Origin of the sequence: Natrinema sp. CBA1119, assembly GCF_002572525.1 — an archaeon.
Lineage (GTDB): Archaea > Halobacteriota > Halobacteria > Halobacteriales > Natrialbaceae > Natrinema.
The window spans coordinates 1,520,097-1,539,505 of record NZ_PDBS01000001.1 but is presented as its reverse complement, the minus strand read 5'-3'; the positions used below and the strand labels follow the sequence as shown (position 1 = coordinate 1,539,505).

16 protein-coding genes are annotated in these 19,409 nt (G+C 66.3%); 10 read left to right on the top strand and 6 right to left on the bottom strand.

The window, feature by feature from the left end:
• Positions 1-20: 20 nt before the first annotated feature.
• Positions 21-2,798, bottom strand: coding sequence for an alanine--tRNA ligase (alaS, locus tag CP556_RS07515; protein WP_098725050.1), 2,778 nt, complete (start codon positions 2,796-2,798; stop codon positions 21-23).
• A gap of 354 nt (positions 2,799-3,152) precedes the next feature.
• Between alaS and CP556_RS07510 the strand changes: the two genes are divergently transcribed.
• The 3 genes from CP556_RS07510 to CP556_RS07500 all read left to right on the top strand — a co-directional run bounded on the left by CP556_RS07510 (position 3,153) and on the right by CP556_RS07500 (position 6,861).
• Complete coding sequence (locus CP556_RS07510) at positions 3,153-3,809, top strand: twin-arginine translocation signal domain-containing protein (RefSeq protein WP_098725049.1); 657 nt, start codon at positions 3,153-3,155, stop codon at positions 3,807-3,809.
• Positions 3,806-4,504 carry a hypothetical protein gene (locus CP556_RS07505; RefSeq protein ID WP_098725048.1) on the top strand — a complete coding sequence of 233 codons (699 nt, stop codon included), beginning with the start codon at positions 3,806-3,808 and terminating at the stop codon, positions 4,502-4,504. The genes CP556_RS07510 and CP556_RS07505 overlap by 4 nt, the downstream gene beginning before the upstream one ends.
• Positions 4,505-4,650: 146 nt before the next feature.
• Positions 4,651-6,861, top strand: a complete 2,211-nt coding sequence (locus tag CP556_RS07500) for a GAF domain-containing protein (protein ID WP_098725047.1) — start codon at positions 4,651-4,653, stop codon at positions 6,859-6,861.
• 444 nt (positions 6,862-7,305) lie between these two features.
• On the opposite strand, the gene CP556_RS07495 is transcribed toward CP556_RS07500, so the two are convergent.
• A complete protein-coding gene (locus tag CP556_RS07495) occupies positions 7,306-8,298 on the bottom strand; it encodes a replication factor C small subunit (RefSeq protein WP_098727318.1) in 993 nt (330 codons plus the stop codon).
• A gap of 166 nt (positions 8,299-8,464) precedes the next feature.
• On the opposite strand from CP556_RS07495, the gene CP556_RS07490 reads away from it, so the two are divergent.
• The 4 genes from CP556_RS07490 (at position 8,465) to CP556_RS07475 (ending at position 10,890) form a co-directional block, all read left to right on the top strand.
• Positions 8,465-9,559 (top strand): bactofilin family protein, encoded by a 1,095-nt coding sequence (locus CP556_RS07490; protein ID WP_098725046.1) that lies wholly within the window; start codon positions 8,465-8,467, stop codon positions 9,557-9,559.
• A gap of 63 nt (positions 9,560-9,622) precedes the next feature.
• A complete protein-coding gene (gene samp2 / locus CP556_RS27130; protein WP_098725045.1) occupies positions 9,623-9,898 on the top strand; it encodes a ubiquitin-like small modifier protein SAMP2 in 276 nt (91 codons plus the stop codon).
• 57 nt (positions 9,899-9,955) lie between these two features.
• Positions 9,956-10,405: a GNAT family N-acetyltransferase gene (locus CP556_RS07480; RefSeq protein ID WP_098725044.1), complete on the top strand. Its 450-nt coding sequence runs from the start codon at positions 9,956-9,958 to the stop codon at positions 10,403-10,405.
• Between the two features lie 116 nt (positions 10,406-10,521).
• Positions 10,522-10,890, top strand: a complete 369-nt coding sequence (locus CP556_RS07475) for a hypothetical protein (RefSeq protein WP_098725043.1) — start codon at positions 10,522-10,524, stop codon at positions 10,888-10,890.
• Positions 10,891-10,974: 84 nt separating this feature from the next.
• Here the strand turns inward: CP556_RS07475 and CP556_RS07470 are convergent, their stop codons facing one another.
• From CP556_RS07470 to CP556_RS07460, 3 genes are all read right to left on the bottom strand, one after another.
• Positions 10,975-12,354, bottom strand: a complete 1,380-nt coding sequence (locus tag CP556_RS07470; protein ID WP_098725042.1) for a tryptophanase — start codon at positions 12,352-12,354, stop codon at positions 10,975-10,977.
• A gap of 173 nt (positions 12,355-12,527) precedes the next feature.
• Entirely contained in the window at positions 12,528-13,115 is a 588-nt protein-coding gene (locus CP556_RS07465) for a hypothetical protein (protein WP_098725041.1), read from the bottom strand.
• Positions 13,116-13,280: 165 nt separating this feature from the next.
• Positions 13,281-14,459: an aspartate kinase gene (locus tag CP556_RS07460; protein ID WP_098725040.1), complete on the bottom strand. Its 1,179-nt coding sequence runs from the start codon at positions 14,457-14,459 to the stop codon at positions 13,281-13,283.
• A 220-nt stretch (positions 14,460-14,679) separates the two neighbouring features.
• On the opposite strand from CP556_RS07460, the gene CP556_RS07455 reads away from it, so the two are divergent.
• Positions 14,680-15,117: a hypothetical protein gene (locus tag CP556_RS07455; RefSeq protein ID WP_098725039.1), complete on the top strand. Its 438-nt coding sequence runs from the start codon at positions 14,680-14,682 to the stop codon at positions 15,115-15,117.
• A gap of 377 nt (positions 15,118-15,494) precedes the next feature.
• Here CP556_RS07455 and CP556_RS07450 read toward each other — a convergent pair whose 3' ends face one another.
• A complete protein-coding gene (locus tag CP556_RS07450; RefSeq protein ID WP_098727317.1) occupies positions 15,495-17,132 on the bottom strand; it encodes a DNA-directed DNA polymerase II small subunit in 1,638 nt (545 codons plus the stop codon).
• A gap of 231 nt (positions 17,133-17,363) precedes the next feature.
• Here CP556_RS07450 and CP556_RS07445 point away from each other — a divergent pair, with 231 nt between their 5' ends.
• Positions 17,364-18,245 carry a S24/S26 family peptidase gene (locus CP556_RS07445; RefSeq protein WP_098725038.1) on the top strand — a complete coding sequence of 294 codons (882 nt, stop codon included), beginning with the start codon at positions 17,364-17,366 and terminating at the stop codon, positions 18,243-18,245.
• Between the two features lie 168 nt (positions 18,246-18,413).
• Positions 18,414-19,376 (top strand): S24/S26 family peptidase, encoded by a 963-nt coding sequence (locus CP556_RS07440; RefSeq protein ID WP_098725037.1) that lies wholly within the window; start codon positions 18,414-18,416, stop codon positions 19,374-19,376.
• Positions 19,377-19,409: the final 33 nt, after the last annotated feature.

Genomic DNA, 19,409 nt, shown 5'->3' with positions numbered 1-19,409 from the left:
ATCTCGACTCGAGTCGGAGTTCAGGCGTTCAGTACCTGCCGCAACACGTCCGGCGCGTCCTCGAGCGCGTCGTCTAACGCCTCGACGTTGGGGCCGCCGCCCTGTGCGAAGTCCGGCGGGCCGCCGCCGCCGCCGCCGACTCGGCCGGCGAGTTCGCCGACGACCTCGCCCGCGTTGACGCCCACGTCGTCGGGCACGGCCACGACGAACTGGGCACCGCTCTCACCGCTGCCGAGGACCGCGATCTTGCCCTCCTCAGCGATGGCAGTCGCGGTCGCGCGCAGTTCGTCCATATCGGCGTCGATCCGGTCGACGACGGCCGTCGTGTCGCCGACGTCGACCTCCTCGCCGCCGCCACCGCCGCCGGCTCGAGCCTCGGCGAGTTGTTCTTTCAGGTCCTCGATCTGCTTGCCCCGTCCCTTCCACTCCTCGAAGAACCGTTCGGCGGTCTCGGGCACGTCTGCGGGAGAGACGTCGAGGATCTCGGCGGCCTCGTAGAGCGCGTCCTCTTTTTCCTGGGTCGCCGCGATGGCGGCCTCGCCGGCCGCGAAGGTGATCCGCTCGACGCCGTCTTGCACGCGCTCGGTGTTGAGGATCTTGATCGTCCCGATGTCGCCGGTCCGGGCGACGTGCGTGCCACCGCAGGCCTGCGTATCTTCGTCGACGTGGATCAGTCGGATCTGCTCGCCCGGCGGGATACCGCCCTGGTAGAGGTCGAAACCGTATTCCGCCTCCGCGTCGTGGCGATCGGGCCACTCCTGGGAGACCGCGGTGTTGTCCATCACGATCTCGTTGGCGCGATCCTCGATCCGCTTGACGGTCTCGCGGTCGATCCGGTCGTAGTGGCGAACGTCGATCCGCGAGCTCTCGACGCCCTTCTGGGCACCGGCCTGTCGGATGTGCTCGCCGAGCACCTGCCGTGCGGCGTGGATGACGATGTGGGTCGCGGTGTGGTGTCGCATGAGCTGTCGGCGGCGCTCACCGTCGACCTGGCCGTTGACCAGTTCGCCCTTCCCGGGGTCCTCGTCGGCCCGGTGAAGGATGACGCCGTCGACGATCTGGACGTCCTCGATCTCGAGGGTGGTGTCGTCGGTCGAAAGCGTTCCCGTGTCCGCGGGCTGACCGCCGCCCTCGGGGTAGAACATCGTCTGATCGAGGACGACGTCGTACCCCTCCTCGCGCTCGAAGACATCCAAGACGACCGCCTCGAACTGGGTGCGCTCCTGGTCGTCGTAGTAGAGTTTCTCCGTCTCGGGGAGGTCCTCGAAGCGCTCGTTTTCGCCCTCTTCGGCGGCCGCAACCGCTTCGGGCGTGTCGTGGCGCTTCGCGACGAGGCTGTAGAAGTCGTCGGGAACGTCGACCGCTGCGCCCGTCTCCTCGGCAATTTCCGCGACCATGTCCGGCTGGATCCCGTGGGAGTCGTAGAGTTCGATCAGTTCCTCGATCGGGATCGGCTCGCCCTTCTTGGCGTACTCCTCGGCGAGCGTCTCGACCCGGCGACCGCCCCGCTCGAGGGTCTCGCGGTACTTCTCGACCTCGGTGCGAACGATGTCCCGTATCGTATCGCGGTTCTCGTATGCGAGGCGCTCGGCCTGCATGTCGACGAGTTCGTCCAGCGGCGCGTCGACGCCGACCGTGTCACAGAGCCGTTTGGTTCGCCGGAGCACCATCCGCGCGAGGTAGCCGGTGCCGACGTTCGAGGGAACGATCCCGTCGCCCAGCATGTACGCCAGCGTACGGCAGTGGTCCGCGATCGCGTAGATGTCCTCGAGGGGCTCCATGAGCGCCTCGAGTTCCGCGGCGTCGACGCCAAGTTCGGCGGCGATCTCGCCGCGGGCGGTCTCCATGTCCTCGGCCTCGTCGATGTCCATGTGGCCCGCGAGCTTCGCGGTGCGGTGGATCAGTTCCTCCTGCTCTTCGGTGTGGTCGATCCCCGCGTTCTCTTTGAGGAACGCGATCATGTCGGGGTAGACCGCCTCGTAGACCGTCGGGGTGCCCTGAGACACCCAGGTCCAGCGCTCGAGCCCGTAGCCCGTGTCGACGATGTAGGTGTCCATCGGGCTGTAGCGGTTCCCGTCTTTCATCTCGTACTCGCCGTCGGGGTCTTGCTCCATCGACATGAAGACGAGCGTGGCGAGTTCGACGCCGCGGTAGATGACCTCGATGGCGGGGCCGGCGTTGCCGCCGCCGACCCACGGATCCTCGATGTAGATGACCTCCTCGAGATCGACGCCCATCGACTCGAAGAAGCCGTCGCAGAGTTCGACAGTGCGGTCCTTCCAGTAGACCTCGCCGTAGTAGGCGTACTCGTCTTCTTCGACGTCCTCGCGCGTGTTGAACGCATGATGGGCCATCATTTCGAAGGCCATGGTGTGCCGCCCCGTCTTGCCGACGTTGTCGATGTCCTGCATCCGGATACAGGGTTGGGAGACGCAGAGTGGGTTCGCCGGCGGCGGCGTCTCGCCGCTCGTCACCAGCGGCTGGAAGTCGTAAATCGACGCCTGCGTCAACAGGACGTCGTCGCGCCAGCGGTTGGCCGCGACCGGGTATGGATCGATTCGCTCGTGCTCGTTGGCCTCGAAGAAGGAGAGAAAGGCCTCGCGCATCTCCGACAGATCGTACGACTCGTCGAATCCAGAGTTGTCGATAAAGCCGTACTCCTCGCAGGGCGGCTCACCGCAGGTCACCCTGCTCTCGTCGCGCGTCCAGAAGTGAGCGCCACACTCCGGACACTCCTTGCGCTCGAACCCTTCCTCCTCGAAGTACTCGAGGCGGTACTCCTCCTCTAGTTCGCTCATTACGCGTCAATTGGCCCTGCAGCGCGTAAAACAGTTCCGCAACCGGTGTCACGACGCGATCGGTCGCGGCAGCGGTGACCGGTCTTCGTGCGGACCGGAACCCCCACGGTACCACCGTCATCGAGTCGTCCGACCGATACTCCTGCAGCGTTTGTTAACCCACTGCTGCCACAATATCATCCGTGATTAAGATAAGCAATTGATAAATATTCGTCAGTGAAACGTTCCGGTAATGGCGAATCTCGAGCGAACTCGAAGTGGTGTTCGGGCGACGCGATCCGGTGGGACGGATCGGGCGAGTCCGACTCACCACGGTGACACACACGGATTCGCGAACGAGGGTGAATACTGACGATGGGGACCAGACGTTCCTTCCTCCGGAAAGCCGGCCTATCCGCCGTCGGAACGGTCGCCGGTATCACCCTCCTCCCGCCGCCGCCCGACGCGACGGATCCGACGGGGACGGTCGAGGCCGCCGAACCACCCTCAGCGGTCTCCGAGTGGACCGACGAACCGATCACCGACGAAGACGACGCGCCGATCGGTCGCTACCACTACGAGCCGACGGGCGACGGGTTCCGCGCGACCGCTCCGTTCAACGTCGTCGTGCTCCCCGAAGCCGACGGCGATCGCGGCCTCGAGACCGTCATGTCCGTCCTCGAGGCCGAAGGGTGGATACGCAGCCCCGAAGAATACACGCGGTTCGCGTGGGATCGGGAGACCGAGTCGTACGTGCGCCAGCAGGCCACGGCCGCCCAGGCCTACTACGGCGTCAACGGTCGCCGCCACGTCCGGTGCTGGTCGTTCGACGGCGTCATCTCGATGCAGGCCCACGAGGATTCCCCCGCTCGGCCGACACACGGAGTCCCCTCCTACCAGCGGGGCCGAGACACGATCGAAGCGATCTTCGACGGAGCCGACTGGCGGGTTTCCCCCAATGCGATCGATCTGGCGAACGCGAAGAGACCCGATCACGACGGGGTCGCGACGGTCATCGCGGAGGACCCATGAGTACCGAAACGGACAGCCACCGATCGCTCGAGGTACGGGCGGTCGTGAGTGCCGCCCTCAGGCACCCCTTGCTCGGTCTCGAGCCGCGACGGACGGCGCTCGCGGGTGCCTATCTACTGGGGCTCATCGCGACGGTTCTCGCCAGCTACGTCGGAGCGAGAGTGCCGATCAGTGACTCCCTTCGCACGCCGCTGACGTCGGGGCTGGATACGCTCAGTCTGCTCGTCATCGCGCTGGTGACGGCGACGATGCTGCTCGCACCCTTGTGCTACGCGGTCTGGAACGGCGGTCCGCTGCTGTCGTTCGGCCTCCCCCTCGTCCCGGTCGCCGTCGGCGACACCGTGGCCGGTGCGTACGTCCTCGATCTCGATCTCGCGGTCGCGTTGACGGTCGGCGCGAGTGCGGCCGCACTCGCACTCCTCGCCACGGACGTTCGGCAGGTTGGGTCCGTTCGATTCTGGCGGGCCGAGCATGATGGCGACGATGATCGGTTACTGTTCGTCACCGCGCTCGCGACCGTCACCGCCGTCGGCGTCGGCCGGTTCGTCGGTACCGCCCCGTCATACGTGCTCGAGTGGTACGCGCCGATGGGGGCCGTCTGGCTCGTGACCGCCGCAGTCCTCGGGAGCTACTGGCTGAACTGGGCTCGATCGGCGTGGCACGCTCGTTCAGACCGGAGCGCCGGAGCATCGTAGCGTTCCATCGAGCCGCCCGAATCGGCAGCCGGTCGGATCCGCGAAGGAGTCAGTCGATTGCCGGCCGCGGCTCAGTGTTCGATACGCGCGACAAAGCTTTACCGTGCGGGACAGTCACGCCACACAGACAATTGAACGGCGACGGCATGGCGACTCCGCCAGCGAACACCCGACCGCGAACCGTGCTCTACGTGGCCGCCTCGGAAACGGCCGCCAGCGACGGTGCCGTCGCACTCGAGCGACTCGAGTCTGGCCCGAAGCGGTCGGTCCGCGCCGTTACCGAAGTCGACCGGATCCGTACCTGGGCGCCGGAGTCCGACTGCGTCGTCTTCGCTGAGACGCCGACGACCGCGGCGGGGTCGAACCTGCTCGAAGTGGTCGAGGCCTGTGACTCCGCGCCCGTGATCCTCTTTTCCGAGGCGTCGTACGCGCCTGCGGCCGCCCGGTCGACCGACGGCATCGACGGCTACGTCCGCCGCGATACCGACGACGCCGTTTCCCACCTCGCGGACGAGATCGAGTGGGTCTGTGGCGGTGTCGGATCCACCGGAAACGCCAGTGGGCGCGAGATCGACGCGGAATCCGACCCCGACCCCGACGCCGAGGCCGAATCTGACACCGACGCCGAAACCGAGGTCGAATTCGACACCGAAACCGATTCCGAGACCGACGTGATCGCGATGGCCGGTGTCCCGGCGCCACCGAGCCGTCGACCGGCCGACGCATTCCTCGAGTCGATCCCCGAACTGGTCGCCTGTCGCGACCGCGATCGGCTCTTCGAATTACTCGTCGAAATCGCGGCCGACGCGCTCGAGTACGAGTACTGCTGGCTGTCGACGGTCCGCTTCGGAGATCTCGTCCCGCGGACGACCGCGCCGGGGCTCTCGGCCAAGGCTCTCGAGTCGCTGTCGCGTGCGGGGCCGCTCGGGGACGTCCTCCGAACGGGCGAACCGCTCCGGATCGACGATCTCCCGACCGATGATCGGCTGCCGACCCCGCTCGAGGGGGTCGAGTCGATGTACTGCGTTCCGGTCGGCGACGTCGGGATCGTGCACGTGGCCGCCGACGCACCGGCGGCGTTCGACGAGTGTGACCGTGACGCCCTGACGACGTGGGGCCGGATCGCCACGTCGGTTCTCGAACGACTCGACGCCGACGCGACCGACACCACGGCGCGAGAGCGCTTGCGTCGGGAACGGGACCGACTGCGGACCGAGCGCGACCGTCTCGCGGCCGAACGCGACCGTCTCGCGGCCGAACGCGACGAGCTAGCAGCCGAACGCGACCGATATCGAACGGTCTTCGCGAACGTTCCGGATCCGGCCGTCCGGTACGAGATCGTCGACGGAGAGCCCGTCGTCAGGACCGTCAACGACACCTTCGCCGACGTGTTCGGTACCGATCCCGAATCGATCGTCGGCGACCCCGTCGACGAGTCGATCGTCCCGCCGGGTCTCGAGCGACGACGGGCGACGCTCCTCGAGTCGCTGCGGGCGGGCGAGCGGCGCCAGCTCGGTAGCCGGCGCGAGACCGTCGACGGCGTCCGCGAGTTCCTGCTCACGCTGGTCCCCCTCGCCGTGAACGCCGACGGGGATAGACACGGAGACGGAGACGCGGCCCCCGAGGGGAACGAGGGCGCCGACCACAACTCCGAGGGGCTGATCGTCTACAGCGACGTCACCGAGCACAGCCGTCGCGAACGCGAACTGGCCGCCGCCGAAGCACGTCTCGAGACGATCGCGGCCCTGATCCACGACGACGTACGAACGCCGCTGAACGTCGCCCGCGGCTACCTCGAGATCGCCGAGGAAACCGGCGATCGGGAGCACTTCGCGGCAGTCGACGACGCACAGGAGCGATTGCGGGAATCCGTCGATCGGCTGGTCACGATCGCCGGACGGGACGACGTCCTCGTCGAGACCGAACCCGTCGCCGTCCACGACGTCGCCCGGCGGGCCTGGGTGGCCGTCGACACCGGCGACGCGCGGCTCGTCACGCGAGCGGCGAATAATCGCGTCCTCGAGGCTGACAAGGCGCGTTTGCGGGAGCTACTCGAATCGCTGCTGATGGCCGTCGTCGACGAAGCGAACGAGAACGAGCCGGTCGTCACTGTCCGCGCGACCGACGACGGCTTCGCCGTCGCTCGCCGCGACCCGGCCACCGCAGAGACGGACACCGATCTCGAGGCGGATCCCGTCTCCGACCGGGTGGCCGCGGCGGACGGGACCGGCTTCGGGCTCGGCACCGTCGAACGGATCGCCGACGCCCACGGCTGGGACGTCGGCGTCGCCGAAGCGAACGGTCGCCTCACCGTCTCGTTTCGCGGGATCGAACCGGCCGACGTGGAGGGAGAGTGACTCCGTTCGAGGGTCGATCAGCGGTACACGGCTCGAACTGGCTGTAACTCAGCCGTTCCGTACAGGGTAGCCACGTCTCACTCTCGACCAGCCAACCGGCATGCGGTGGCGCGCGCTGGGCCGCGGCGAACGGAGGCGAGACGTGAACGAAGTGAGCGCCTCGGAAAGCGAACGGTGACCGCAGGGAACCGTGAGCCGTGTGAACCGCGGTATAAAGCCGTGCGAGGGATGAGTGAGCGCCGTGAGGCGCGAACGAATCGGCTGGGGAGGGCGTGGCGATCCCCTGTTGCCACGATAGCAGGACACTTCCTTCACTGTATTCCAGCCAAAACCTACTGTTCCATTCACACAGTTTCCCCTTCGTACGGACTACTCTCCGTCAGTTCCGGCGCACCCGAAACCTGCCAGAAGGACGCGCCGGCCACACAGGCCCAGCGGCCCGTCTCAGGCCTCGTTCTCGAGCGCCAGCGACGCCAGCATCGCCTCGAGTTGCAGCCGCTCGTTCGCGCCTTCGGTGATCCGGTAGTCGACCTCCCCCAGACGCTCGAGCAGGCGGACCGTCGCCCGCTCCGGAATGTCGAACTCCCAGGCGGAGCGGTGGAGCTGGTCGATGACGTCGCCGCCGGCGAGGCCGCGCTCGGTCAGCAAGTCCTCGAGGGCGGCTCGAGCAGCGGTGAAATCGCCGTCGATGGCGTGGCCGACCATCGCCTCGACCTCCTCGGGGCGGGCCGTCGCGGTGATCGCGAAGACGGTCTCCTCGTCGACGGTTTCGCCCATCACCGCGGCGGCCTGCAAGGCGTTAATCGCCTTGCGCATGTCGCCGTCGGCCGCGTAGACCAGCGCGTCGACGCCGTCGTCCGTCACGTCGATGTCCTCGTTCGCGGCGATTTCCCGGACCTGCGCCTCGATGGCGTCCGCGGAGAGTTCGGTGAACCGGAAGACCGCACACCGCGACTGGATGGGGTCGATGATCTGGCTCGAGTAGTTACACGAGAGGATGAAGCGCGTGTTGTTCGAGAACTGCTCCATCGTCCGGCGCAGCGCGGACTGGGCGTCAGAGGTCAGCGCGTCAGCCTCGTCGAGGAAGATGATGCGGTGTGAGTAGCCGCCGAACGACGAGCGCGCGAAGTCCTTGATCCGGTCGCGGACGACATCGATCCCGCGCTGGTCGGAGGCGTTGAGCTCGAGGAAGTTCTCGCGCCAGTCGTCGTCGTAGACCTCTCGAGCGATGCTCTTCGCTGCTGTCGTCTTCCCTGTACCGGCTGGCCCTGCGAAAAGAAGGTGGGGGAGATCGTCCTGCTCGACGTAATTTTTGAGTCGCGGAACGATGTCCACGTGGCCCTTGATGTCGTCGAGTCGCTCCGGACGATACTTCTCGATCCAGACTTCGGTCTTCCCGGGGGTGGGCTCCGCCGCCTCGGCGTCGGCCTCGCTCATACCGGTCGAAGGGGTGGCCCGAAGATAAAACGACCGAAGGTCGACGTCGGACAGCGTCGCCGGTGGCTCTGTCATCAGTGGTGGACAAATCACGGAATCGGACGGTTTCCGGCCCTGAAATCGTGGTCCCGGGTTTTAGACCCTGCTCGAGGAAGGAACACTCGTCATGCTCGGAAACGACTCGCTATCACGATTCGCCGTCGCCGTGCTGGTCGTCCTCGTCGTTTTCGGGACCGTCCCGGCGACGGCCGCCGCCCAGTCCGACGCCCGAACCGGCGGAACGATCGTCGTCGAGGAAGGCGAGACGGTCGATAGCCTCGAGGCCTTCGGCGGAAGCGTCGTCGTCCGGGGCACCGTCACCGGCGACGTCAGCGCCGTCGGGGGCGACGTTCGAATCGAAGAAACGGGCCAGGTCAACGGCGACCTCGAGGCCGCCGGCGGGAGCGTCACCATCGCCGGAACCGTCGACGGCGACGTCGAGGTCGGCGCGGGGAGCTTCACGGTCACCGAGAGCGGAACCGTCGGCGGCACCGTCATGGCCGGGGTCGGGAGCGCGACGATCGACGGCACGCTCGAGAGCGACGCCGAAATCGGTGCCGAGACGATCCGGCTGGGCGAGAGCGCGTCGATCGCAGGCGATCTGCGCTACGACGGTGATCTCGAGGGGAACACCGATGCTGTCACGGGCGAGATTCGAGAGGACTCCTCGCTCGGGGTCGACGTTGCGCCGACGATTCAGCCGTTCGCGTCGTGGCTGTTCACCGCCTACGCCTTCGCGGTGAATCTACTGCTCGGTGCACTCCTGCTCGCGCTGTTCCCGCGGTTCTCCGACGCCGTCGCCGACCGGGTCGCCACGGGTCCCCTCCGCTCCGGACTGGTCGGGCTGGGGGTGCTCGTGGGGATCCCGATCCTCCTGATCGCGCTCGCGATCACCGTCGTCGGCATCCCGCTGTCGATGATCGGCGGGCTCGTGTTCGCCCTGCTGCTCTGGATCGGAATTATCTACGGCCGCTTCGCCGTCGCTGCCTGGCTCCTCTCGCTGGTCGGTCTCGGCAACCGCTGGCTCGCGCTCGTCGTCGGCCTGCTCGCCGGTGCCCTCCTCTCTCGGCTGCCCATCCCCGTTGTCGGCGAGGTGATCAGTCTGGTCGTCCTCCTGCTCGGCGTGGGCGCGATCGCTCGCGCGCTGTTCAGTAATCGACGGCACGCTCGAGAGCGAGAGCAGCGGGTCGGCTCGAGCCCGGACGAACCGACGACGGACTGACGATTCGGGACTCGCCAGCGCGCGGAGCGACGCGCTCAAGGCCGCCGCCCCGTAACGCGGCGTATGCACGTCACCGTCGACGTCAAGGGCGAGGACACCTACGAACTCGAACTCGAGGCGGTGGCAGGGGCTGCGGATGCCGACGCTGACGCCGCTGACGGTCCCGATGTCGACGCCGCTGGCGGTCCCGACGGAACGCCGACCTACGCGGACCTGCTCCGCGCGATCGACCTGAGTCCCCACGAGGTGAGCGTCCTCGTCGACGGTCGCCCGGTCCCCGAGGATCAACCGGTCGAGAGCGACCACGTGACGGTGTTACGGCTCATTAAAGGCGGGTGATTCGATCGAGCCGAAATCGACGCGTTGTTAGCTCGCGCCGATCGACCCTCCTGACGAATGTTCGTCCGCACGGCCACCCCCGACGACGCCCTCGAGGTCCGGCGCATCCTCGACGGCGCAATGCTCGAGCCGGGCGACGTCGAGAGCCGGATCGACGCCGGTGACGTCCTCGTCGCGGGTGATCGACGGGGTGGCACGGCGAGCGCCGGTGACGATGGGACCGCTTCCGCAGACGGCCCGGACGCGACCGAGCGAATCCTCGGCACGGTCGTTCTCGAACCCCTCGACGCCGAGTCCGGGGCCCACGTCGGCGCGATCGGTGTCCGGCGTCGCCACCGTGGTCACGGCATCGGCCGGGCGCTGATCGAGCGGGCCCTCGAGCACGAAGGCCGACTGACGGCCCGGTTCGACGACCGCGTCCGGCCGTTCTACGAGCGCCTCGGATTTTCGATCGAGCCGATCGACGATCAGCGCCACCGCGGCGTTGTCGCGGCTGACCGCGTCTGACCGCAGCTTACCGCGTCTGACCCCGGTCCGCGTCTGACCGTCCGGTCCCGATCCCCGCCGCGACCCGTCGCCTGCCAGCGGAGTTTTATCCGAGAGAACGTGGTAGCCACCTCCGCATGGCGCTTCAACGGATGCTCAGCGGCGATCCATCGAAGAGTTCGAAGGTCTATCTAGCGATCGGTGCACTCTCGCTCGCGAAAGCGATCGCGGTCCGAAAGGATCGAGAGCGGTTCCGGCGCGAGCTACTCGACGCCGGCCTGTTCCTCGGCGTCGGGTTCGTACTGCGCCGGTTCAGCCGGATGAAAGCACAGAAACGACAGGAACTCGAATCCCAGCTCCCGAACTGGGCGGCCGACGTGATGAACTCCGAAGCCGCCTCGAGAGGGGTCCAGTCCATCGCGAAGCAGCGACTCGCTGGCAGAGCAGAGCCGGAGCCGGAACCGACGCTCCGGGATCGCGCCCGAGGCGTTATCTCGAGCCTGTAGCGACCCGATCCGTCGACTCTCTGCTCACAGCCAGTCCCGGCTCTCCTCCGCGTACAGTCAGTCCCCGCTCTCCTCTGCGTACAGTCAGTCAGTGTTCGTGCCAGTCGCAGCCGCGGGCTCCGCGGACAGCGGCTCGAGCGACGCCGAAAAGTGACGGAGCTCCGGGACTGCAGGGTCCGAGACGATCTCGAGTCCGGAAACATCGTCGCGCTTCTCGAGGACGGCTTCGGCCGTCTCGACGACGTGATCGAAGTGCTCCCGGTGGTAGGTCCGGCGCGGGACCGCGAGCCGAACCAGTTCCGGCCGGTTGGTCTCGGGAAACGCGAAGCTTCCGAGTTCGACCCCTCGAACCCCGCCCTCCCGATACAGTTCACAGACCAGCGCTTGCCCCGGAAACTCGTCGGGCGGAATCTCGGGAAACGTCGCTCCCGCGTCGATGTAGACCGCGTGTCCGCTGGTCGGGGTGTACACCGGGAGCCCGACCGCCTCGAGCATCGCGCCGAGTTCGCGAACCTGCCCGACCCGATCTTCAACGTACGATTCCTCGACGGCCTCGCGCAGGCCGACGGCCATCGCGGCGACGTCCCGACCGGCCATCCCGCCGTACGTCGGAAACCCTTCGTAGAGGATCGCGCGCTGTTTGCACCGCTCGAAGAGAGTCTCGTCGTCGGTCGCGACGAAGCCGCCGACGTTCACCAGCCCGTCTTTCTTCCCGCTCATGACGAGCGCGTCGGCGTAGCCCAGTTGCTCGCGAGCCGCCTCGGCTACCGTCGCGTCGGCGAACTCGTCCTCGCGTCGGGTCACGAAGTAGGCGTTCTCCGCGAACCGGCAGGCGTCGATCACGAACGTCGCATCGATCTCGTCGGCGAACGCCCGAACCCGACGGGTGTTTGCGACGCTGACCGGCTGGCCCGCCGCCGAGTTGTTCGTGATCGTCAGAATTACCAGCGGGACGCGCTCCGGCCCGACCTCGTCGACGACCGCTCGCGCTCGCTCGAGCGAGAAGTTCCCCTTGAACGGCTCGTTTGCCTCCGGATCTTGAGCGCCCGACACGGGACAGTCGACCGGATCAGCACCCTGATTCGAGACGTGCGCTCGCGTCGTGTCGAAGTGGGTGTTGTTGAGCGCGACGTCGCCCTCGGAGAGGAGGGTGCCGTAGAGGACGTTTTCCGCGCCGCGGCCCTGATGGGTCGGCACCACGCGCTCGAATCCCATCACGTCCGCGACCGCGGACTCGAGGCGATCAAAGCTCGCCGATCCGGCGTACGCTTCGTCGCCCCTGAAGAGCGCGGCCCACTGATCGTCGCTCATCGCGCCCGTCCCGCTGTCGGTAAGGAGATCGATGAAAACGTCGTCAGCGGAGAGATTGAAGGCGTTGTACCCGGCTTCCTCGAGCGCTCGTTCTCGCTGTTCTCTCGATGGGAGGCGGATCCGTTCGACTACTTTCGACTTGTAGGCGACCATAGTCGTTCGACGCCGCCGCGCGTGTTCAGTCTAGTTGGCGTCTTGTGACCGTCGACGGCTCGAGACGGCCCCTTCCGGACGGATCGGCGCATCGATGGACGGAACCGGCGAGACCATCGCTAGCGGGAGTGGCGATAGCGGGGCGGCCGGGCTCGACTCTTTCCGTCGGAGAATCACTGATCGCCGATCGCGGCGCTGTCGAAAGCGTCGTCGGTGAGCCGCGTTGGCGTCGGATCAGGGCCAACGAGTTGCAGGTCGTCGGCCCTACCGTCGCGAATGGTGAGCGTGCCCGACGAGGCGACCGCAGTATCGGCCGAGCCGGCGTTCGCGGATTCGGTCGTTTCGACACTCTCGTCGGAGCCGGTCGCCCGGGCGGAGGTCGGGTCGGTTGCGGTGAGCGCGTCGAGTTCGGCCGCCGTCGCGTCGACGACGGCACCGTCGTCCCGCACGACCACGTCCGAGTCACCGATGAATTCGAACTCGAGGTCCGCTCGCGTCGCGGACGCATCGTCGTCTTCATCGGTTCGATCCGTCTCGCCGAGATCGGTATCTCGGGAGTTCGCGTCCGCCGTTTCCACGGCCTCGAGATCGGCGAACAGTTCGGTCGCCGTCGTGTCGACGACGTCGTCGGACCGCGTCTCGTGCTTCCCGCCGCCTTCGACGAGTTCGGCCGGTGTCTCCGCGTCGTGTGCCTCGAGGATCGCGTCGGGATCGGGATCGATTTCCTCGAAGACCTCCCTCGCCGTCGAATCGGTACTCATGGTTTTCACTCCACCGTTTCCCCCCTTCGTTACGATGGCGTTACCGCTGTATTACCGACCGAATACTATCGAGAGTGTGACTATCACCGTCGGCGATCGATCGCACTCGCGGAGACGGCGACAGCGGAACCGATCGCGAGCGCGTTCGAAACGGGTTCGACCGAATTAGAACAGGTTCTGCGTCAGCTCGAGGGTCTCCTCGCGGTCGTCCCAGTCGACGAACAGGGCGACGCTGGTCGCGCTGGTGATGATGTCGTTGAGATGGATCCGGGCCTCGGAGAGGGGGTTGACGATCTCGCTGATGATCCCCGGCTGGTTCGGGAGTTCGCCGCCGGTCACTCGGATGACGGCGACCGGCGAGTCGACGGTGACGCTCGAGAGTTCGTCGCTGGCGATGACCTCGCGGTGAAGGATGTTCTCGGCGCGTTCGGCCTCCTCCTCGTCGATGTAGAAGGTGATCGTATCCATCCCGCTCGCGACGGCGTCGATGTTGACGTCGCTCTCGTGCAGGGCGGCCGAGAGGCGATGGAAGACGCCGGGCTGGTTCCGAATCGCGCGGCCGGCGACGGTCAGGCAGGCCAGCGGGCGCTCGCGCAGGTCGACCAGGTTCCTGAACTCGCCTTCAATGCTCGTCCCGCCCGACAGCAGGTCACCGTGCTGGTAGTGGACGACGCGCACGTCGAGAGTTCCGTCCTTGTAGGAAAGCGCGGAGGGCGCGACGACCTCGGCCCCGCGAAACGAGAGGTTCCGGAGTTCGTCGACCGAGATTTCGCCGACGTTTCGAGCCCCTTCGACGACGTGGGGGTCGCCCGTCATGACGCCCTCGACGTCCGTGACGATGACGACCTCGTCGGCGTCCATGTACTTGCCCAGCATGACCGCCGAGGTGTCGCTGCCGCCCCGGCCGAGCGTCGTGATCGAGCCGTCGGGGCCTTCGGCGAGGAACCCGGTGAGGACCGGTACCGTTTCGTCGAGCTTCGACGCGAGCTCCTGGCCGCGCCGCTGGGTCTCTTCGACGTTGACCTCGCCGTACTCGTCGGTGATGACGGGCCACTCGTCGCTACCGGGCTCGAGGAAGACCGATTCGATACCCCGAGCCGATAGTGCGGCCTTGAGCATCCGAACCGACGTCCGCTCACCCATGCTGACGATCTGGGCGCGGTCGGCTTCGTCGGTTTCGAACGTGATCTCGTCGAGCAGTTCGTCGGTGGTCGACCCCATCGCGCTGGCGACGACGGCGATCTCGTGGCCGTCCTCGACGGCCGCAGCGATCGAGTCCGCGGCGCGGTTGATCCGGTCGCCGCTGCCGAGACTCGTCCCGCCGAATTTCGCTACGACGCGCATACTGCCACCTCGGAGACGGCCCGCTTTGCGATACTGTGACTCATACTCGATCCGTTACCAGAGCGGGCAGATAACTGTGTCCCATCGATCGCACTTTTACCAGTCCCCGAGCGGGGGCTGAATCGACTCGAGGACGCGCGAAAATTGACAGTCGTCGAACCAGTCACGCGGGGCGGTCGCGACCGGGATTTATTGTTGTGCGTCGCATTACCACACGTCGATGAACGTACGGGACGCACTCGAGGCGGACGCGGACGCGCTCGCGTCGATCGCGGACTCCCCCACGGACGTGATGCGGAATCTCGTCCACGACCGCACGGTGCGCGTCGCCGAGGACGGGAGTCACGATCCGAACGCTGATGTCTCGAGTTCGCAATACGGCGGCTCCGATCCGGAGGACCTGCTCGGCTTCATTAGCTTCGACGCGCGCGAAGATACCGTTCACGTCACGCAACTCGACGGCACGAGCGAGGCCTGTGAGCGATTGCTGGCCGAACCGGTGCGCTTCGCCGAGCGCGAGTCGATGGCCGTCGAAGTGCTCGCCGCGCGGGATGCGACCCCCATCGAGACCGCCGCCGAGGCGCTCGGCTTCGAGCGGCGCGGTCACGGCCCCCGCTTCGACGGAGCCCCGACGGTTCGGTTTCGACTCGAGCCCTGACCGACGGCGAACGACATGCGCTGTGGCCCGCGCCTCGAGTGCTGACCGGCAGCCGTCCGCTCGGCGCTGATACCGCTTGCTTCCGCCAAGTCACTCGTGCTGTACAGGGGAAGGAGTGAACGGCTTGAGCATCCGCGAGCGAAGCGAGCGGTTCACCGCCGAAGCGGACGAAGTCCGCAGAGGCGGCTTTTTAGCGTAGATTTTTGCGCCGAGTGGTTCCGAGCGAAGCGAGGAATCCCGAGGCGGAAAAAGGTACTTCTACACGATCTATTGACCAAGAGACCTGAACGAGAACAGCGGAAAACCTGAGGAAAGAATCGCCGACACGGCCGAACTCGAGGCGCTATTCGGGACGAAGAGACGTGATACCGGATCTCTCAACTGAATTTCTGTACCGTCACGTCGAGCGTATCGAGATCGACGATCGGCGCGAAGCCGGCATCGGGGTCGATGTTGACGCTCTTCTGGAAGTCGGTCTGGGCCTGCCAGCAGCCGGAATTGATCGCGAGCACGTTGTGGTACTTCCCGAAGCCGAGTTTGTGAACGTGACCGGTGTGGAAAATGTCGGGAACCTCCTCCATGATGAGGTAGTCCTTTTCTTCGGGTGCGAGCCGGGTGTGGCCGCCGAACTGCGGGGCGACGTGGCGCTTCTTGAGGAGGTGGTACATCGCCTTGTGTGGGTCGTCGTAGCTTGCCTTCTCCTCGGGCAGTTCCGCGATCACCTCGTCCAACGAGACGCCGTGATACATCAGGACGGATACCCCCTCGAGGGTCACCGTCGACGGGTTGCTCACGATCTGTGGGTCGTGAGCGGACATGATCTCCCGGAGTTCCTCGTCGAACCCGGGCTGGGGCTCCGCGAGCCGAACCGCGTCGTGGTTGCCGGGGATCATGACGATCTCGATGTCACCCGGAACCTTCTTGAGATGCTCGCTGAACGCCTCGTACTGCTCGTAGATGTCAACGATGTCGAGTTCCTCGTCCTGATCCGGGTAGACGCCGACACCTTCGACCATGTCGCCCGCGAGCAGCATGTACTCGACGTGCTGGGCCTCCTCGGTGTGGAGCCAGTCGGCGAAGGCGTTCCACGCGTCGGCCATGAACTCCTGACTGCCGACGTGGACATCACTGATCAGGGCCGCCTGGACGTGGCGATCCGCGGTCGAGGGCTCGTACGTGCGGGGCACGTCCGGGAAGTACATTGAATCGACGAACGCAATTCCCGAATCGTCCGCCAGCGTCCCCTCCATCGCTACCACCTCGTCGCAGAGCAGTTCGTCGACGAGATCGACGTACTCGCGATCCTTCATCACCAGCCACGGGAAGGTCCCGGTCGCGTCCTCGAGTTCGATCAGCCAGTGGCCGCTGGCGGTCGATCGGATGTCGTTGACCAGGCCGACCATCGCGGCGTCGCTCCCGCCCGGCATTCCCTGAATGGCCGTCGCAGGGCGGTGATTGACCCGGCCTCGTAATTTCGCTCCGAGCCGCTCGAGGCGGTCCCGAAAGACGGAGACGAAATCGCTGTACTCGCCGGTCCCCGTGCTTTCACCCGTCATATCCCCGGTGATCTCGAGCGAACGGATCGCAGGATCGGCGAGACGATTCGCTGGGGAAGACCCCTCCGTTTCAACTGGAGATCGATCGGGCGAATCACCCCCCGAGGCACGTTCGGTTCCAGTTGAAACGGAGGGGGTCGAATCGGTGGACGACGCATCGGTTCGAGTGGCGTTGCGCCCCGCCGTTTCGCTCCCGACGCTCGTGGTACCCGATTCGACGGAATCGCCAGTATCGGAGCCGTTGGTTCGAGGCGAACCGGTGGTGTCGCTCCGCGAGAGGACCGACTCGACGTGATCGGCCCGGACGACGAGCGCATCGTTCGGAACGTCCTCGAGGACGCGCTCGAGTGCGGCGTTCGGATCCTCGGCCGCCGCGAGCCGTGTCACCGCCTCGCGTTCGGCGTTGTAGCCGCGGCTCGTGAGTTCGCTAACGAGTCGGGCAGCGGCCTCGAGTGGCACATACCCCGCATTCGCGAGGGACGGCAAAAGGATAGCGAATCCCCGATTCCCCGCGTCGGTTTTCCGATCGGTTCGAAAGGGACGGGGCCGGTTCCGGTCGCGCTCCCGTCCGCTCACGAACTCCGGCCGTTCCAGCCGTTTTGTGGAATCGGCAGCTTCCGGCGTCTGTACGTGAAAGCAGTCCGAAGTTTGCCGGAAAGTTGATACCGGGTTCGGAGAAACCGGTGGTCAATGGACGGTCCCGACGCCGACGACAGGAACCGCGATCGGCCCAGCCGTCGCGATCCGCCCTCGGGACCAGAGACGGGTCCGCCGTCAAAACCCGGAGACAGAGAGCGGACGGCCGGGTCGCGGTCTCGAGCGAAGCGCGACGATGCGGTCACGATCGAAGACGACGGCGTCGTCCGCTGGCTCCTCGAGACCGAGGATCGAACGGGAACCGCGGTTCGAGACATCGCGACGATCGGCGCGATCATCGCAGTCGTCGGCGTCCTCCTGTTCGGAATTACCGGTGCCTGGCCGCCGATGGTCGCCGTCGAGAGCGGCAGTATGGAACCCGCCCTCGAACGAGGGGACCTCGTCTTCATCGCCGACGACGGACGGTTCGCCGGCGATGGAGCTGTTGCGGGAACGGGTATCGTCACCGCTCAGAGCGCTCGAGAGACCGGATACGAGCGATTGGGTGAGCCGGGCGACGTTATCATCTTCGTTCCGAACGGTGATTCGACGCAGACGCCGACGATCCATCGCGCCCAGTTTCGGGTCGAACGAGGCGAACGATGGGTCGAGACGAAAGCCGATCCCGCATATATGAACGGCGCGACCTGCACCGACCTCGCGTCGTGTCCGGCTCCACACGACGGATTCGTCACGAAAGGCGACGCCAACCCGGCCTACGACCAGTTGCCGCGATCGGGCGCGGAGACGACCGTCGTCAGCGCCGAGTGGGTCACCGGCAAAGCGATGGTTCGGGTTCCGTGGGTCGGAGGAATTCGACTGACGATCGACTCGATACGCTCGATCGTCGGAAGCGGGCCGATCGTCGTTGCCGCCGTTGGCACCGCGCTCGCACTCGTCTGGTACGGGGCGATCGCCGGAGAGCGCGATCCGTAGATCGGTTTGAGCCGTCGGGTCGATCAGGGGTCGACGAAGCGATGTGGAATACAGTGATCACTGAATCGACGAGGCGACGTCGATGGCAGTCAACGAGGTGGCGTCGACAGGAGTCTATGAGTAACGCGAACAGAAAGTTAATTTCCGGGCCCGGTGAAACGGGTGACGATGAGCGGCCCTAGCTCCGGGAAGCCACCTGGCGATTCCGGCGACGACGACCGTGATCGGTCGGCCTCGAGCGCCGACAGTTCCCAGACGCCATCACGGGAACCGTCAGAGCCTACTGCCGATTCACAGCCTGCTGCCGATTCCGACGCTATTACCATCGAGGACGACGGCTACGTCCGCTGGTTCCTCAAAACGAACGACGAGAACGTCGTGATCGCGCGGGATATCCTGAGCAGCGTCGCCATCGTCGGCGTCGTCGCCCTCCTCCTGTTCGGAGTCAGCGGTATCTGGCCGCCACTCGTCGCCGTCGAGAGCGGCAGTATGCAGCCGAACATGCAGAAGGGAGACCTCATCTTCGTCGTCGAGGAAGGTCGGTTCAGCGGCGACGCTGCCGTCGAGGGAACCGGCGTCGTTACCCGCCGGAGCGCCCAGGAGACCGGCTACGACAAGTTCGGTAACCCCGGAGACGTCATCGTCTTTCGGCCTGACGGCAGCCGGGCCGAGACGCCGGTGATACATCGGGCGCACTTCTGGGTCGACGACGGCGAACACTGGGTCGAATCGAAAGCCAGCGAGGAAATCGTCGGCGACGCGACCTGCGAGGAAGTCCCCAACTGTCCCGCACCGTACGCCGGCTTCGTCACGAAGGGCGATAACAACGGGGGGTACGATCAGATAGGCGGCGGCGCGAATTCCGGCATCGTCAAACCGGAGTGGATCACCGGCAAGGCGCAGTACCGAATCCCGTGGCTCGGATGGGTCCGACTCACCTTCGACAACCTCCTCGGGGGCATGCTCGTTCCCGCGTCGCCCTCGAGCCCGGCGCTGCACGGACAGCCGTCACCGGCGACACCGTCCGGCGGCCCCGACGCAGCCGGCTTGGGATCAGGAGGTGAGCTCGCCGGCGTCGCGGGCATCGCCGGTGCCGGTGTCGCACTGGCCGCGGGCCGCTATCGGTCCTGAGCCCCAACCGCGAGCCGTTTCGAGCGGTCGTTT